The 15,687-nt window shown below is 72.1% G+C and carries 11 protein-coding genes and 1 pseudogene; 9 read left to right on the top strand and 3 right to left on the bottom strand.

The features are described from left to right. A complete protein-coding gene (locus tag ACZ5SK_RS04740) occupies positions 1-183 on the bottom strand; it encodes a hypothetical protein (RefSeq protein WP_079664086.1) in 183 nt (60 codons plus the stop codon). A 266-nt stretch (positions 184-449) separates the two neighbouring features. On the opposite strand from ACZ5SK_RS04740, the gene ACZ5SK_RS04735 reads away from it, so the two are divergent. The 3 genes from ACZ5SK_RS04735 (at position 450) to ACZ5SK_RS04725 (ending at position 6,146) form a co-directional block, all read left to right on the top strand. Continuing rightward, positions 450-3,347: a DEAD/DEAH box helicase gene (locus tag ACZ5SK_RS04735; RefSeq protein WP_457493841.1), complete on the top strand. Its 2,898-nt coding sequence runs from the start codon at positions 450-452 to the stop codon at positions 3,345-3,347. After that, a complete protein-coding gene (locus ACZ5SK_RS04730) occupies positions 3,344-4,648 on the top strand; it encodes an SWIM zinc finger family protein (protein ID WP_334582683.1) in 1,305 nt (434 codons plus the stop codon). The genes ACZ5SK_RS04735 and ACZ5SK_RS04730 overlap by 4 nt, the downstream gene beginning before the upstream one ends. Before the next feature lie 145 nt (positions 4,649-4,793). Beyond that, positions 4,794-6,146, top strand: a complete 1,353-nt coding sequence (locus ACZ5SK_RS04725; RefSeq protein WP_468575336.1) for an esterase-like activity of phytase family protein — start codon at positions 4,794-4,796, stop codon at positions 6,144-6,146. Positions 6,147-6,401: 255 nt separating this feature from the next. Here ACZ5SK_RS04725 and ACZ5SK_RS04720 read toward each other — a convergent pair whose 3' ends face one another. Then, the gene (locus ACZ5SK_RS04720) at positions 6,402-6,617 is read right to left on the bottom strand and encodes a hypothetical protein (protein WP_334582685.1); all 216 of its coding nucleotides are present in this window, start codon (positions 6,615-6,617) and stop codon (positions 6,402-6,404) included. 421 nt (positions 6,618-7,038) lie between these two features. Next, complete coding sequence (gene xylA / locus ACZ5SK_RS04715) at positions 7,039-8,205, bottom strand: xylose isomerase (RefSeq protein WP_334582686.1); 1,167 nt, start codon at positions 8,203-8,205, stop codon at positions 7,039-7,041. A 139-nt stretch (positions 8,206-8,344) separates the two neighbouring features. On the opposite strand from xylA, the gene xylB reads away from it, so the two are divergent. From xylB to exaC, 6 genes and pseudogenes are all read left to right on the top strand, one after another. Next, positions 8,345-9,790: a xylulokinase gene (xylB, locus tag ACZ5SK_RS04710; RefSeq protein ID WP_361706524.1), complete on the top strand. Its 1,446-nt coding sequence runs from the start codon at positions 8,345-8,347 to the stop codon at positions 9,788-9,790. A gap of 22 nt (positions 9,791-9,812) precedes the next feature. Next, entirely contained in the window at positions 9,813-11,021 is a 1,209-nt protein-coding gene (locus ACZ5SK_RS04705) for an ROK family transcriptional regulator (protein WP_334582690.1), read from the top strand. A gap of 297 nt (positions 11,022-11,318) precedes the next feature. Beyond that, positions 11,319-11,537, top strand: a pseudogene (locus ACZ5SK_RS04700) (acetamidase/formamidase family protein); the annotation flags it as partial. A 46-nt stretch (positions 11,538-11,583) separates the two neighbouring features. Beyond that, a complete protein-coding gene (locus ACZ5SK_RS04695; protein WP_334582691.1) occupies positions 11,584-12,183 on the top strand; it encodes an N-acetylmuramoyl-L-alanine amidase in 600 nt (199 codons plus the stop codon). 132 nt (positions 12,184-12,315) lie between these two features. Then, entirely contained in the window at positions 12,316-13,584 is a 1,269-nt protein-coding gene (locus ACZ5SK_RS04690) for a GAF domain-containing protein (protein WP_334582692.1), read from the top strand. A 566-nt stretch (positions 13,585-14,150) separates the two neighbouring features. Then, positions 14,151-15,674 carry an acetaldehyde dehydrogenase ExaC gene (exaC, locus tag ACZ5SK_RS04685; protein WP_334582693.1) on the top strand — a complete coding sequence of 508 codons (1,524 nt, stop codon included), beginning with the start codon at positions 14,151-14,153 and terminating at the stop codon, positions 15,672-15,674. The last annotated feature ends 13 nt before the right edge of the window (positions 15,675-15,687 follow it).

Below are 15,687 nucleotides of genomic sequence, written 5' to 3'. Positions count from 1 at the left end.
TCACCGGCCGAGCTCCTTGCGTGTGACACGGCGCAGCCTGCGCCGCTGTGAGGGATCCAGCGTGAGGTAGGCCGCCGCCGGAACTCCCAGCACGATCAGCAGGGCCGCCCACCAGGGCAGCCAGATCAGCAGGAGGAGTCCAGCCGCCACACCTCCTGCGGCGATCTTCGCGTTCCTCGACATCTACGTCGCCTCCTTCGCGGCCACTGCCGCTCTCTGCCATGAAAACGGGTCCGCGCCGCCCGCGGTTCCGGAATCGACCCTGAGACCTCCCTGAGGTACACCCCCGAGACGCCCCTGAGAACCATCTCGCCCCGAGTGCGCGGACGACAGGGCTCCTCGGTCCCAAGGCGGCGCGCATTCCTCGCCGGAGTGCTGTACCCTCGGCGACCGCCGACACCCAGTAGTCAAATTTGAGGAGCGAGCTCATCGCCGTGCAGAGGGTTCCCGTGCAAGCTTCGTCCGAGATCTCCGAACTGGCCCGTTGCTGCGCCCTGTTCGTGCCCGGCACTCCGGCCCGTACCGGCAGTGTCGCCTTCTGGCTCCCTGACGGTGACGCACCTCCCGTCGTCGCATCGAGGGCCGCACAGGATCTGACCGTCGTCAGGCCTGCCGGCACCGGCGTGGCACTCGTACGCGTGCCTGCCGTGCTGCTGCCGGTACAGGACGCCCTGCCCGCCCTCGCCCACGCGCGCGTCACCCCGGACGCGCACCGCGCCACCGCCTTCTGGGGTGCGGCCGCCCTGCTGGCCCTGCACTGTGTGGCCCGTGGACTGCTGTTGCCCGGCCTGTCCCCGGAAGACCACGACGCCTGGCGGGTCGGCCCCCTGGGCCCGGAGGACGTCGAGCAGGTGCGCCGGCTGGCCGCCTCGATGCCACCGGAGGCGCATGCCCTGCCGGCGAACGAAACACCGCCCCTGCGGCTCCCCTCCCCCGAACGGCTCCTACGTGCGTTCTTGGACGCCGTCGCGGACACCCTGCCCCGCACCCCCGCAGCGCCGCTCGTGACGGGCGGGCCTGCCTACGCGACACAGCAGCCCCATCGCGTCCCGGAGCTGCGCGCATGGGCGAGCGATGTCGCCGCGGGTCACGACGCCGGCCTGCGGATCTCGCTGCGGATCGAGGTGTCGGGCATCGACGACCTGTCGGAGCTCGACATGTCCAGGGCCGATGCCGTCGCGATCGCAGACTCTGCGGCGAGCCCGGCACGGCCCAGGTTCCGGGCCGTCCCGCAGGTGCACAGTGTCAGCGATCCCGCGCTCCTCGCGGACGCCTCCGAGATCTGGGGAGACAACGGCGTCACGCACGGGGCGTTCGGCCCGCGCGCGCGAATGGACGCCCTGCTCGCCCTGCGCCGTGCGGTCCGGGCCTGGCCCGCGCTCACGCCACTGCTGTCGGCGACCGTGCCCGACGCCGTCGACCTCCTGGACGAGGAGGTGGCCGAGCTGCTGGGCGAGGGCTCGCGGGCGCTCGCGAACGCGGGAGTCGAGGTGCACTGGCCCAGGGAGCTGGCCCGCACGCTGACCACCCGCGCGGTCGTGGGGCCGCCGCATGAGGCAACGGAACCGGACCGGACCGGCTCGGACATACCGTCTTTCCTGTCCGCGGACGCGCTCCTGACCTTCACCTGGTGGTTCGGGCTGGGCGACCAGCAGCTGACCCGCGAGGAGCTGGATCGTCTGGCCGAGGCCAACCGGCCGCTGGTGCGGCTGCGCGACCAGTGGGTCCTGATCGACCCACGAGAGCTGCGCCGTGCCCGCGCCCAGCAGGACCGCAAGATGACCCCCGTGGACGCGCTGGGAGCCGCTCTGACGGGCTCTGCGGAGGTGGACGGCCGCAGGGTCGACGTGCAGCCCACCGGGTGGCTGGCGGCCCTGCGGGAGCGGCTGACGCGGCCGCAGGAGCAGGAGCCGGTGGAGCAGCCCGCCGCACTCGACGCCACGCTGCGCGACTACCAGCGGCGCGGCTTGGACTGGCTGGCCCGGACCACGTCCCTCGGGCTGGGCTGTTGCCTCGCGGACGACATGGGGCTCGGCAAGACCGTCACGTTGATCGCCCTGCATCTGCACCGCCAGACGGACATCTCGTCGGCAGGTCCGACCCTCGTGGTCTGCCCGACGTCCCTGATGGGCAACTGGCAGCGGGAGATCGAGCGGTTCGCGCCGGGCACCGCGGTGCGCCGCTTCCACGGGCCGCGTCGTGACCTGGAGGCCCTGGCCGACGGGGAGTTCGTGCTCACCACCTACGGCACGCTGCGACTGGATCCTGGCCGGCTCCGCGAGGTGCCGTGGGGTCTGGTGGTGGCGGACGAGGCCCAGCATGTGAAGAACCCGTACTCGGCGACGGCGCGGGCGCTGCGCACGATCGACGCCCGCGCGCGCGTGGCGCTCACGGGCACCCCGGTGGAGAACAACCTGTCGGAGCTGTGGGCGATCCTGGACTGGACGACGCCGGGGCTGCTGGGCCGGCTCGGCGCCTTCCGCACACGGTACGCGCGAGCCGTCGAGGACGGCGGGGATCCGGCCGCGGCGGAGCGGCTGGCCCGGCTCGTGGGGCCGTTCCTGCTGCGCCGGCGCAAGTCGGACCCGGGGATCGCCCCCGAACTGCCGCCGAAGACCGAGACGGATCGCCCGGTGTCCCTCACCAAGGAGCAGGCGGGCCTGTACGAGGCCGTGGTGCGCGAGACGCTCGAGGCGATCGCCGAGGCCGACGACATGGCGCGACGCGGGCTGATCGTGAAGCTGCTGACCGGCCTCAAACAGATCTGCAACCATCCGGCGCAGTACCTGAAGGAGGAACAGCCGACGACCGCCGGGCGCTCCGGGAAGCTGGAGCTTCTGGACGAACTGCTCGACACCCTCCTCGCCGAGGGGGCGAGCGTGCTGATCTTCACGCAGTACGTGCGCCTGGCGCGGCTCCTGGAGCAGCACCTGGCAGCGCGTGGCGTGCCCACGCAGTTCCTGCATGGTGGCACGCCCGTCGCAGAGCGCGAGGCCATGGTCCGGCGCTTCCAGGACGGTGAGGTCCCCGTGTTCCTGCTGTCCCTCAGGGCGGCCGGCACAGGCCTCAACCTCACGCGCGCGGAGCACGTGGTGCACTACGACCGCTGGTGGAACCCGGCCGTCGAGGCGCAGGCCACCGACCGGGCGTACCGCATCGGCCAGACCAGGCCCGTACAGGTGCACCGGCTGATCGCCGAGGGCACGATCGAGGATCGCATCGCCGACATGCTGCGCCGCAAACGGGACCTGGCTGAGGCCGTTCTCGGGGCCGGCGAGGCGGGACTCACGGAACTGACGGACGCCGAGCTGGCCGATCTGGTCGAGCTGCGAGGGGGCACGCGATGAACCGGCACGACAGCGTCGAGGAACGGACCTTTGCCGCGTTGCCGCCCGCGCACGGGAGGGGGTTCGCGCAGACGTGGTGGGGCCGGGCGTGGCTGGCCGCGTTGGAGGACGGAGCACTGGACGGGGAGCAGGTGAGGACGGGCCGCCGGCTCGCGCGCGGGGGCGCCGTGGGCGCGGTGTCGGTGCGGCCAGGACGCATCACGGCCGTCGTCGAGGACCGCGATCGCACATCGCATCGGGCCGATGTGCTGCTCGACACGCTGTCGGAGGCACAGTGGGACCGCTTCCTGGATCTGGCGGTCGAGCGGGCCGGACACGTCGCCGCACTTCTCGACCGCGAGATGCCGCCGCATCTGGTCGAGGACGCCGAGGCGGCCGGCATCGACCTGCTGCCGGGGCTCGGCAACCTGGAGGCGGAATGCGACTGCGGCGCCTGGGACCACTGTGGTCACACGGCGGCGGTCTGCTATCAGGTGGCACGGCTGCTCGACCAGGATCCGTTCGTCCTGCTGCTGCTTCGGGGGCGCGCCGAGCGGACCCTGTTGGACGCCCTTCAGGCGCGCGGCACCGCCGCTTCCCGGGCCGAAGCGGAGCCGCCCCGGGCCGAAGGGGTGGACGCGGCGGAGGCGTATGCGGCCGGGAGCATCCTGCCTGCGCTGCCCGCCGCGCCCGAACTCCCGGAGGGGCCAGGTATTCCGCCCTCCTTGGACACGGAGGCGCCGGCCCCGCCCGGGGTGGAGCCGGCGGCATTGGAGATGCTGGCCGCCGGGACGGCCGCCACGGCGTACCTGATGCTCGCTCAGGCGCTCCGTGAGAGCTCCGGACCGAGTGCGCCCACAGCCGAGCTGACGGTCGGCCAGGACGCGGCACGGCTCGCGGCAGGCCTCCTCGAGGGCGCTCAGTCAGCGGATCCTCCCGCCACGGCCGTCGTCGGCCGACTCGCCGCCGGGTCGGGGCGCAGCCGGGAGCAACTGGCGTCGGCCGCGCATGCCTGGTGCCACGGAGGGGCGGCGGCCCTGTCGGTGTTCGAGGAGGAGTGGACCGTAGAGGGCGAGGCTCTCGCACGCGCGCGTGCCGCGTTGGATGCGGCCTGGGAGGAGGACGAGCGGCCGGTGCTGCGGGCGCGGGGGAACCGGTGGACGGTCGTCGGGACGGGCTGCCAACTGCGGTTGGGGCGGGACGGCCATTGGTGGCCGTATCGCAAGGAGGGTGGTCGTTGGATGCCGGCCGGGGAAGGGGCCCATGACCCGGCGACGGCCCTCGCCGTGGCCCGGCCCGACAGTGAGGAAGCACTTTCCTGACCGCGCGGTCGTTCCGTGACACGGGGCCGTCGGTCTGACGGGCGGCCGACGCCCCGTGTTCACCCGGAGGTCGCGCGGCGTTCGGCGCACGCCTCAACTCTGGCCGCTGTCCCCGAAGTTGCCGCACTGCTCCTCAGGAGGCCCGATGTCCCCGCATACCGCCGGTCGACGCCGCGTCAATCGTTGCGTCGCCGCGGGCGTACCGCTCGCCGTGCTGGCCGCGCTCGCCACTGCCGGACCCGCCGCCGCTGGTACACAGGCCAAGGGGCCGCACGAGGCGCACGTCATCAGGACCGCGACTCTCGGCGACATCCCGCTCGGGGCGTTCAGCAACGGGCTGCTGCCGGGAACGGTGGACGACGACCGCGGCGTGGACCTCGGCGGCATCGGCAGCGACATCTGTCCGACGGGCCACAAGGGCGAGTTCTGGACGGTCACCGACCGCGGGCCCAACGGCCAGATCAAGGTGAGCGGCACCAAGCGTCGCACGTTCCCCGCGCCCGGGTTCGACCCGGCGATCGTGCGGATCCGGGTGTCCGCAGACACGGTGAAGGTGGTGCAGGCGATCCCGGTCACCACGTCGTCGGGCAAGCCCGTGACGGGGCTGCCGAACCAGGCGGGACGCGACGAGGCGCCGTACTCCTACAACGCGCTGACACCCCTGGCGTACAACCCGAACGGGCTGGACACGGAAGGCCTTGTGCGGGCCGCGGACGGGAGTTTCTGGCTCGTCGACGAGTACGGGCCCTCGCTGGTGCACGTCTCCGCGCGCGGGAAGGTGCTGACGCGTTACGTTCCCCAGGGGCTGAACCTGACTGGCACGGACTACCCGGTCGTGGAGGCACTGCCCGCCGTCCTGCTGCACCGGAAGATCAACCGTGGCTTCGAGGGGCTGGCCCAACTTCCGGGCGGCGACCTCGTGCTGGCGATGCAGAGCCCGCTGTCGCTGCCGGACACGGCTGCGGGAGAGGGCTCGCGGACCGTGCGTCTGCTGCGTTTCTCGCCGAAGAAGAAGGCTGTCACCGCCGAGTACGCGTACCGCTTCGACCCGGTCGACGTGGTCGACCCGGGTGAGGACGACACCTCCGAGCTCAAGATCTCCTCGGTGGTCGCTGTGGGCGGCGAACGGCTGCTGGTGGAGGAGCGCACGGACAAGGCCGCACGGCTGCAGCTGGTACGGCTGGGCAGGGAGGCGGACATCCTGGGCAGCCGCTGGGACGACGCGGCGACCACACCGTCGCTGGAGCAGCTCGACGATCCCGCCGCCTCGGGGGTCCCGGTGCTGTCCAAGCGGCTGGTGGTCGATCTGGGCAGGGTCGCCGGGGTGCCCGGGAAGATCGAGGGTGTCGCGCGTGTCGACCGCGACACGCTGGCCCTCGTCAACGACAACGACTTCGGGATGACGGACGGCGCCGGCGCGTTCGACGCTCAGGGCCGGCTCGTCGACAGCGGCATCGAGACGACGGTCACCTACGTGCGGCTGCCGCGGCGCATTTGAGAGGGACGGACGGTGTCGTGGGCACGCGCGCGTGGCCGTGCGGAGCACCCCACGCGCGCGTGCAGACCAGGTCGTGTCCGCAAAGTAGCGCCGTCTGCCCGGAGGGCGGGGCTCGCGGCGTCCGGTGCGTGCGATCACAAGGCGGAGGGTCGCCCTCGTACCAGGTGTACGTGGGCGACCCGACAACGCGGCTGGGGTCCCCCGCCGAGGGAGCGTGCCGGGCGTCGCGAGCCAGGCGGGACTTTGCGACACGTCCTAGGGCAGCAGCTCGCCCAGGGACGGCAGCAGTGACTCGAGGCCGCTCGGTATCGCGGTCGGCAGGTCGGTGGGGAGCTGCGACGGCAGCTCGGTCGGCAGGCCGCTCGGCAGCTCCACCGGGAGGCTGAAGGACGGCGCGGGAGTGGAGCCACTGCCGGTGCTGCTCCCGGCGGTCGGCTTGTCGTCCGGTGAGCCGCCGCCTCCCGAGGCCATCAGCACGACGGCGATGACAGCTCCGGCGGTGACAAGGAGAGCGAGGACGACGAAGAGGGGGCTCCTACGTCTTCCGGAGCCCCCGGAGCCTCCTGGCGACTCCGGGGGCGGAGGCGGCGGCCAGCCGCCCCCTCCCGTCCCGTCATCGGGTCCGAAGCGGGACCGGGGCGGTCCGAAGCCACCCGGAGGCGGCGTGCCACCGGGCGGTCCGGGCGGCTGGGGCGGTACGGGCGGCATGGCCATACCGTCCAGCGTCGCGGCGGCCCGTTCGGGGCGCGACCTCCGCACGGAAGTTGATACGGATCCATGCCATGGACCGCATCATTCCGGCGTACTCCGTACGGAGACCGCTCGAAACATCGGCCGTTCGGCGGCACGCGCGCGTGCACCCTCATCGGCGCACACACGCGTGACGGCGGCTTCAGCCGCGGGCGCCCAGCAGGTGGTCCATCGCGAGCTGGTCGAGCTGCTCGAAGGCCATGCCGCGGGCGGCGGCGGCCTCGGGGTCGAAGTCCTCGAACGCGGTGCGGTCGGCGAGCAGGCTCTGCAGACCGTCGGCGGCGGTGGCCTGCGCCAGCTCGTCGAGGCGGGAAGCGCGCAGGGCCTCCTGGACCTCCGGGTCGCTGCGGAACGCGGCCGCACGCTCCTTGAGGATCAGGTAGTTGCGCATGCAGCCCGCGGCCGACGCCCAGACACCGTCGAGGTCCTCGGTGCGCGGCGGCTTGAAGTCGAAGTGCTTCGGGCCCGCGTAGCCGGCGGTCTCCAGCAGGTCGACCAGCCAGAACGCGGAACGCAGGTCGCCGGCGCCGAAGCGCAGGTCCTGGTCGTACTTGATGCCGGACTGGCCGTTGAGGTCGATGTGGAAGAGCTTGCCCGCCCACAGCGCCTGGGCGATGCCGTGCGGGAAGTTCAGCCCGGCCATCTGCTCGTGGCCCACCTCGGGGTTGACGCCGTACAGCTCCGGGCGCTCCAGGCGCTCGATGAACGCCAGGGCGTGGCCGACGGTGGGCAGGAGGATGTCGCCGCGCGGCTCGTTCGGCTTGGGCTCGATGGCGAAGCGCAGGTCGTAGCCCTGGGAGGTGACGTACTCACCCAGAAGGTCGAAGGCCTCCTTCATGCGGTCGAGCGCCACGCGCACGTCCTTGGCGGCACCGGACTCAGCGCCCTCACGGCCGCCCCAGGCGACATAGGTCTTCGCGCCGAGCTCGACGGCAAGGTCGATGTTGCGGATCGTCTTGCGCAGGGCGTAACGGCGCACGTCACGGTCGTTCGCGGTGAATGCGCCGTCCTTGAAGACGGGGTGCGTGAAGAGGTTGGTGGTGGCCATCGGCACCGTCATGCCGGTGGTGTCCAGGGCCTGGCGGAAGCGCTTGATGTGCTCCTCGCGCTCGCTGTCGGAGGACCCGAAGGGGATCAGGTCGTCGTCATGGAAGGTGACGCCGTAGGCGCCCAGCTCGGCCAGGCGCTGCACCGTCTCGACCGGATCCAGGGCGCGCCGCGTGGCGTCGCCGAACGGGTCCCTTCCCTGCCAGCCGACGGTCCACAGGCCGAAGGTGAACCTGTCATCGGGGGTGGGCTGGTAGCTCATGCCGCGGCTCCTTGCTTGAAGACTGTCGTGCTGGCGGTGGCGAACTATTTCGTCATGGCCGTTTACAAATTAGTATGCGGACGCATCTCTGGGAAGACAGATCCCGCAGAGCCGCGGAAAAAACTTGAGGGAGAACCCGATGTCAGCAGCCGAGGGTCCGCTCGTCGTCGGCGTGGACACGTCCACCCAGTCCACCAAGGCGCTGGTCGTCGACGCGGCCACCGGCGAGGTCGTCGCGAGCGGCCAGGCGCCGCACACGGTGTCCTCCGGGGCCGGCCGCGAGAGCGACCCGCGCCAGTGGTGGGACGCCCTGCGCGAGGCGTTGCACCAGTGCGGTGACGCGGCGCGCGAGGCGGCCGCGGTGTCGATCGGCGGGCAGCAGCACGGGCTCGTCACGCTGAACGAACGCGGTGAGCCGGTGCGCCCCGCGCTGCTGTGGAACGACGTGCGTTCGGCTCCGCAGGCCCGTCGGCTGACCGAGGAACTGGGCGGCGCGAAGTTCTGGGCGGAGCGGACCGGGTCCGTCCCGGCCGCGTCGTTCACCGTCACGAAGTGGGCCTGGCTGGCCGAGCACGAGCCGCAGGCCCTGCGCGCGACGAAGGCCGTGCGCCTCCCCCACGACTACCTCACCGAGCGCCTCACGGGCGAGGGCACCACCGATCGCGGTGACGTCTCCGGCACCGGCTGGTGGGCGTCCGGGACGGAGACGTACGACGAGGAGATCCTCGCCCATGTCGGCCTCGACCCCGCGCTGCTGCCCCGCGTGGTGCGGCCCGGTGAGGTGGCGGGCACCGTGCGGGACAGCCACGACCTGCCCTTCGCCAAGGGAACGCTGGTCGCGCCGGGCACCGGTGACAACGCCGCGGCGGCGCTGGGGCTCGGGCTGCGGCCGGGCACGCCCGTACTGAGCCTCGGCACGTCGGGCACGGTGTACGCGGTGGCCAAGCGCCGCCCCACCGACCCCACCGGCACCGTGGCCGGCTTCGCCGACGCCCACGGCGACTGGCTGCCGCTGGCCTGCACCCTGAACTGCACGCTCGCCGTCGACCGCGTCGCCGCCCTGCTGGGCCTGGACCGGGAAGCCGTGGAGCCCGCCGCGGACGTCACGCTCCTGCCCTATCTGGACGGCGAGCGCACCCCGAACCTGCCCAACGCCTCGGGCCTCCTGCACGGACTGCGCCACGACACGACCGCCGGTCAGCTGCTGCAGGCGGCCTACGACGGCGCCGTGCACTCGCTGCTCGGCGCCCTCGACCTGGTCCTCGACGAGGACGCGGACCGCTCGGCTCCCCTGCTGCTGATCGGCGGCGGCGCCCGGGGCAGGGCCTGGCAGCAGACCGTGCGTCGGCTGTCCGGGCGGCCGGTGCAGGTGCCCGAGGCCAAGGAACTCGTCGCGCTGGGGGCCGCGGCACAGGCGGCGGGCCTACTGACCGGGGAGGACCCGGCCGCCGTCGCCCGCCGCTGGAACACCACGCGCGGTCCGGTGCTCGACGCCGTCGAGCGGGACGAGAAGACGCTGGCCAGGATCGCCGGGGTACTCTCCGACGCGGCCCCGCTGCTCGAACGGAGCACGGACGCCCACTGAGCATCGACGAATCGACGGAGGCATGACAGCACCGCTGCACGAGACCCGGCCGGCCGGCCCCGGGCGCGCGCTGCCCGACACCCAGCAGGGCATGCGTCGCCGCAACCTGGCCCGGGTGATGCACGCCGTCAGCGCCGAGGGACCGCTCTCGCGGGCGGCGGTCGCCTCGCGCATCGGCCTGACCCGGGCGGCGGTGTCGACCCTCGTCGACGAACTCATACGCACCGGTCTGCTCGAGGAGTTGGGCCCCGAGCGGCCCGGCCGGGTGGGCCGGCCCGGTTCGGCACTGGCGGTCAGCGGGCGCGGCCCGGCCGGGATGGGCGCCGAGATCGGCGTGGACCACCTGGCGGTCTGCGCCGTCGACCTGCGGGGCGAGGTCCGGGCGCGCGCCGTGCGGCACGGCACGAACCGGGGCCGCTCCCCCGAGCCGGTCGTCGAGGAGCTCACCGGGCTCGTGCACCGCGTCGTCGCCGAGGCGGAGCGCGAGGGGCTGTGGCCGGCCGGACTCGCCGTGGCCGTCCCCGGACTAGTCTCCCGCGACGCCCGTACGGTCGTCCGCGCGCCGAACCTCGACTGGCAGGACGTCGACCTCGGCGCGCTGCTGCCCGAGGAGTTCCCGCTGACCGTGGACAACGAGGCCAACTTCGGCGGGCTGGCCGAACTCTGGCTCGGCACGGACACTCCAGGGCATTTTCTGCACGTGTCGGCCGAGATCGGCATCGGCGCCGCACTGATCGTGGACGGCAGCCTGCTGCGCGGCACCCGCGGCTTCGCGGGCGAGCTGGGTCATGTGCCGGTCCATCCCGACGGGCCGCAGTGCGGGTGCGGCGGACGCGGGTGTCTGGAGCAGTACGCCGGTGAGGAGGCGGTGCTGCGAGCCGCCGGGCTGGCACCGGGCGAGGACCGCGTCGGCCTCCTCGCGGGCCGCGCCGCTGACGGCGATCCGAACGTACGGCGCGCTCTGCGCGAGGCGGGAACGGCCCTCGGTATCGCCCTGACCGGGGCGCTCAATCTGCTGGACCCCGAAGGCGTCGTGCTCGGTGGCGCCCTGGCCGGGCTCGCACCGTGGTTGCTGCCGTCCCTCGAGACCGAACTCTCCCGCCGTACGGCGGGCCCCGCCTGCCCGGTGTCCGTCTCGCGGCTCGGTCCCGAGGGACCGTTGCTCGGGGCCGCGCACTCGGTCGTGCGGGCCGTGATGGACGACCCGGCGGCGGTGGCCGAGCGGGCCTGAGCGGCCGCACCGCGCCAACCGCTCGAGCCGGAACTCCCCGTTCGGGTGAGCGAGTTGTCCACAATGCCACGGTCGTCCACCGAACTTCGGCACGCCCGTCTGCCGGTCCGCCCCCCGCCGTAACGTGATCCGTGCGGGGCGCAGTCGTCGGGCCGTGACGGCTGACGCACCGACGCGTGCGAGGGGGGTTCGCTTCGCCGCCCCCCCTGACCTCCCTCGGAACGGAGCCGTGCAGCGATGAGCGACCGTCAGATCCTGACCGTACGTCCGGTACAGGGCGAGTACGCCCGGACGTTCGGTGGTGCGCTGCCTGTGGCGCGCATCGACTCGGACACCCACCTCATCTCGACCGGTTCGGCCCGGCCGCTGGCGGACGTGTTCCGCATATCCCGGTTCGGCCTGGTCCAGTGGCCGGTGCGGGACTACGGGTTTGCCGAGCTGAACACGTACCGGTTCGCAACCCAGGCCGTCGAATCGCCGTTGGCCAATGTGTGCGACACCAACTACACGTGCGTCGGTGCCGCTTTCCCCCCGTCGGAGACTCCTTGAAAGGCAACACCTCGTGGATCGAGCAGGACCCCTCCCCGGACGTCGACGCATCCTGAAGGGCGCCGCCCTGGCGGTCGTTCCGTACGCGCTGCTCCCCGAGGCGCGGGCGGGCGCGCAGCCTCGAACCGTCGACTATCCGCTCGCCGAGTGGCAGCCCGCGACCGAGTCCAACTACACGGCTTCGCACCGCCCCGCCACCCACGTCGTGGACCGCGTCGTCATCCACGTCACACAGACCGACTACGTCAAAGCCCTGTCCATCTTCCAGAATCCGCGGAAGAAAGTCTCCGCCCACTACGTCATGCGCTCCATCGACGGTCACGCGGCGCAGTGCGTGCGCGAGTCCGACGTCGCCTGGCACGCGGGGAACTGGGACTACAACACACGCAGCATCGGAATCGAACACGAAGGGTGGGTGGATCGACCGGAATACTTCACCGACACCCTCTACCAGCAGTCCGCTCGGCTGACGGCATCGGTCTGCGACCGGTACGGCATCCCGAAGGACCGGGCGCACATCATCGGCCACCACGAAGTACCAGGCACCGATCACACCGATCCCGGTCCGAACTGGGACTGGGGCCGCTACGTGTGGCTCGTCAACACTGCCTGACGCGAACCGGACCGGAACCGGAACCGGACGCCCACGTTTCGGGTGACCACGTCCAAACGGTTGTCGGTCCACGCACTCGGCGTGACGATGTCCCCAGCCGTATCGCCCCGCATGCCCTTCCGGGAGGACGACTTGACCGATCCCTGGGTGGCCCTGGAGCCGGGGGCCGACCCTGCCGAGCGTGTACGGATCCTGCGACAGGCGCACGAGACGTTCACCGAGGCGGGCACCGTACCGCGACCGGTGCGTGCCGTCGTGGCCGACTCGTGGCGGCGCTCGGCACGCGCCGGCGTGGGACCCGACGGCACTGCGAGTGTGGAGCTGACCGACGGTCAGCTCGGCGCCTACCGGGCCGAGCACCCGCTGGCGCGGGTGATGCCGCTGTTTCGCGAGCTGATGGGCACCTTCGCCGCCGACGGAGAACATCTGCTGGCGGTGTGCGACGCCCACGGCAGGCTGCTGTGGGTCGAGGGCCACAAGGCGACACGGCGGCACGCGGGGCGGATGAACTTCGTGCCGGGTGCGCGTTGGGCGGAGAGCGCGGTCGGCACGAACGCACCGGGCACGGCGGTCGCCCTGGACCGGCCGGTGCAGGTGTTCGCGGCCGAGCACTTCATCCGGCGGGTGCAGCCGTGGACGTGCGCGGCCGCCCCGGTGCACGATCCGTGGACCGGGCGGGTACTGGGTGCCGTGGACATCACGGGCGGGAACGGGCTGGCGCATCCGCACAGCCTGGGTTTCGTGCAGGCGGTCGCGCGGGCGGCCGAGGCCCATCTGGCACTGCTCGCCCCCGCACGGCCTGCCGCCGAGACAGCGCGGCTGACGGTGCTGGGCCGGGACGAGGCACGTCTGGCCGTCGGCGGCCGGAGCATCAGGCTGAGCCGGCGGCACAGCGAGATCCTGGTGTTGCTGGCCCGTCACCCCGAGGGCCTGAGCGGCGACGAGTTGTTGTGCGCGCTGTACAAGGACGAGTCGGTGACACCGGTGACGCTGCGCGCCGAACTCGCCCGGCTGCGCGGGGTGCTGGGCCCCGGGCTGCTGGCCTCGCGCCCCTACCGGCTCACCGTTCCGTTCGAGTCGGACGCGGCGATCGTCGAACGCCGGCTGGCTGCCGGCGCCGTCACGGCGGCCCTGACGGCGTACACCGGACCGCTGCTGCCGTCCTCCGAGGCACCGGCGGTGGTGCGGCTCCGGCACCGACTCGCCGAGGGGCTGCGCGCCGCGCTGATCGCCTGCGGCGACCCCGATCTGCTGGCGGACTGGGCGCACGCGCCGTGGGGCGAGGACGACCTCGACGCGTGGCGGGCGCTCTCGGCAGCCCGCCCCACAGCGGCGATACGCGCGCGCCTCGCCTCACTGGAAACAGAACTGACGGCACCCGCCGGATGGCCACACCCATAGACCGGAGCACCGCACGCGCCGGTCGGGGTCCGACGCGTACCCGCCGGTCCGCCTCCCCGGCCGGTCGGGGCACTGCGCATGCCTGCCGAGCCACCGCCCGCACCTGCCAGGCACTGCGGACATCGGCGACGGGCTCGGGCCGACCGGCCGCACCCCGCGCTTCCGCGCCCCGCACCCCCGTGCCCCGCGCCCCGCACCCCCGTGCCCCGGCGGTTGCATACCCGCACGGCTGGACGAGCTCCCGTGCTCGAAGGGTGCATCCGTCGCCCAGGCAGACCGCGCCTGTGGGTCCCGGCGGACGCACCCGTATGTCCGGCGGCAGCGCCCGCACGCCCAGGGCCCGCACCCGTCGGCTCGGCACACGCGCCCCTCAGCTCGACACACGCACCGAACGCCCCCGCCCCGCAACCCACCCGAAACTCCCCCTCGCCCACCCAACGCGTCCGTCGCCCCGCCGGGATGACGCCCCCGACCAGCAGCGCAACGTGACTGCAACGTCTGCGTCCCTAGCCTCCCGCGCAGAGCTGCCCAATGGCGGGCAGCGCTGCTGAAGGAGGCAGAGCAGGATGACCCGTTACGCGGCGCCCGGTACCGAGGGCGCGATCGTCTCCTACCAGACGCGCTACGACCACTACATCGGAGGCGAGTACGTACCCCCGGCTCGGGGGCAGTACTTCGAGAACCCGTCTCCGGTGACCGGGGAGACATTCGCCGAGGTGGCGCGTGGCACGGCCGAGGACGTGGAGCGGGCGCTCGACGCGGCGCACGCGGCCGCCCCGAGTTGGGGCCGGACCTCGTCGACCGAGCGCTCCGACATCCTGCTGAAGATCGCCGACCGCATGGAGGCGTACCTGGAGCCCCTCGCCGTCGCGGAGAGCTGGGAGAACGGCAAGCCGGTCCGCGAGACGCTGGCGGCGGACATCCCGCTGGCCATCGACCACTTCCGCTACTTCGCCGGCGCGGTCCGCGCCCAGGAGGGTTCGCTCAGCGAGCTCGACGACGACACTGTGGCGTACCACTACCACGAGCCGCTCGGGGTCGTCGCGCAGATCATCCCGTGGAACTTCCCCATCCTGATGGCCACATGGAAGCTCGCACCGGCCCTCGCCGCGGGCAACACGGTGGTCATCAAGCCCGCCGAGCAGACTCCGGTGTCGCTGCACTACTGGATGAGCCTGATCGCGGATCTGCTGCCGCCGGGCGTGGTGAACATCGTCAACGGGTTCGGCGAGGAGGCGGGCAAGCCGCTGGCGTCCAGTGCGCGAGTGGCGAAGGTCGCGTTCACGGGCGAGACGGCCACGGGGCGGCTGATCATGCAGTACGCCGCGGAGAACCTGAAGCCGGTCACGCTGGAACTGGGCGGCAAGTCGCCGAACCTCTTCTTCGACGACGTGTGGGACAAGGACGACGACCTGCGCGACAAGGCCCTCGAGGGCTTCACCATGTTCGCGCTGAACCAGGGCGAGGTGTGCACCTGTCCCTCGCGCGGCCTGATCCAGCGCGGCAATTACGGCGACTTCCTCGAGGCGGCCGTCGCCCGCACCGAGCTCATCAAGCCCGGCCACCCCCTCGACACGGACACGATGATCGGCGCGCAGGCGTCCGGCGAACAGCTCGCGAAGATCCTCTCCTACATCGACATCGGTCGGAAGGAGGGCGCCAAGATCCTCACAGGTGGTGAACGTGCCGAGTACGACGGCGAGTTGAAGGGCGGCTACTACGTCCGACCGACGATCTTCGAGGGTGACAACCGCATGCGGATCTTCCAGGAGGAGATCTTCGGTCCGGTCGTCTCAGTGGCCTCGTTCGACGACTTCGACGACGCCATCAAGATCGCCAACGATACGTCGTACGGCCTCGGGGCCGGCGTGTGGACACGGGACATCAACACGGCGTACCGCGCGGGCCGGGCGATCCAGGCGGGCCGTGTGTGGACGAACTGCTACCACACGTACCCGGCCCACGCCGCCTTCGGCGGCTACAAGCAGTCCGGGATCGGGCGCGAGACGCACAAGATGATGCTGGAGCACTACCAGCAGACGAAAAACGTTCTTGTTTCATATAGTCCGAAGAAACTTGGGTTCTTCTAGAGCCTGGAGTCGG

This window comes from Streptomyces sp. NPDC031474, assembly GCF_055581185.1.
Note: the sequence above shows the minus strand (reverse complement) of the source record. Positions and strands in the feature narration are given on the sequence as shown.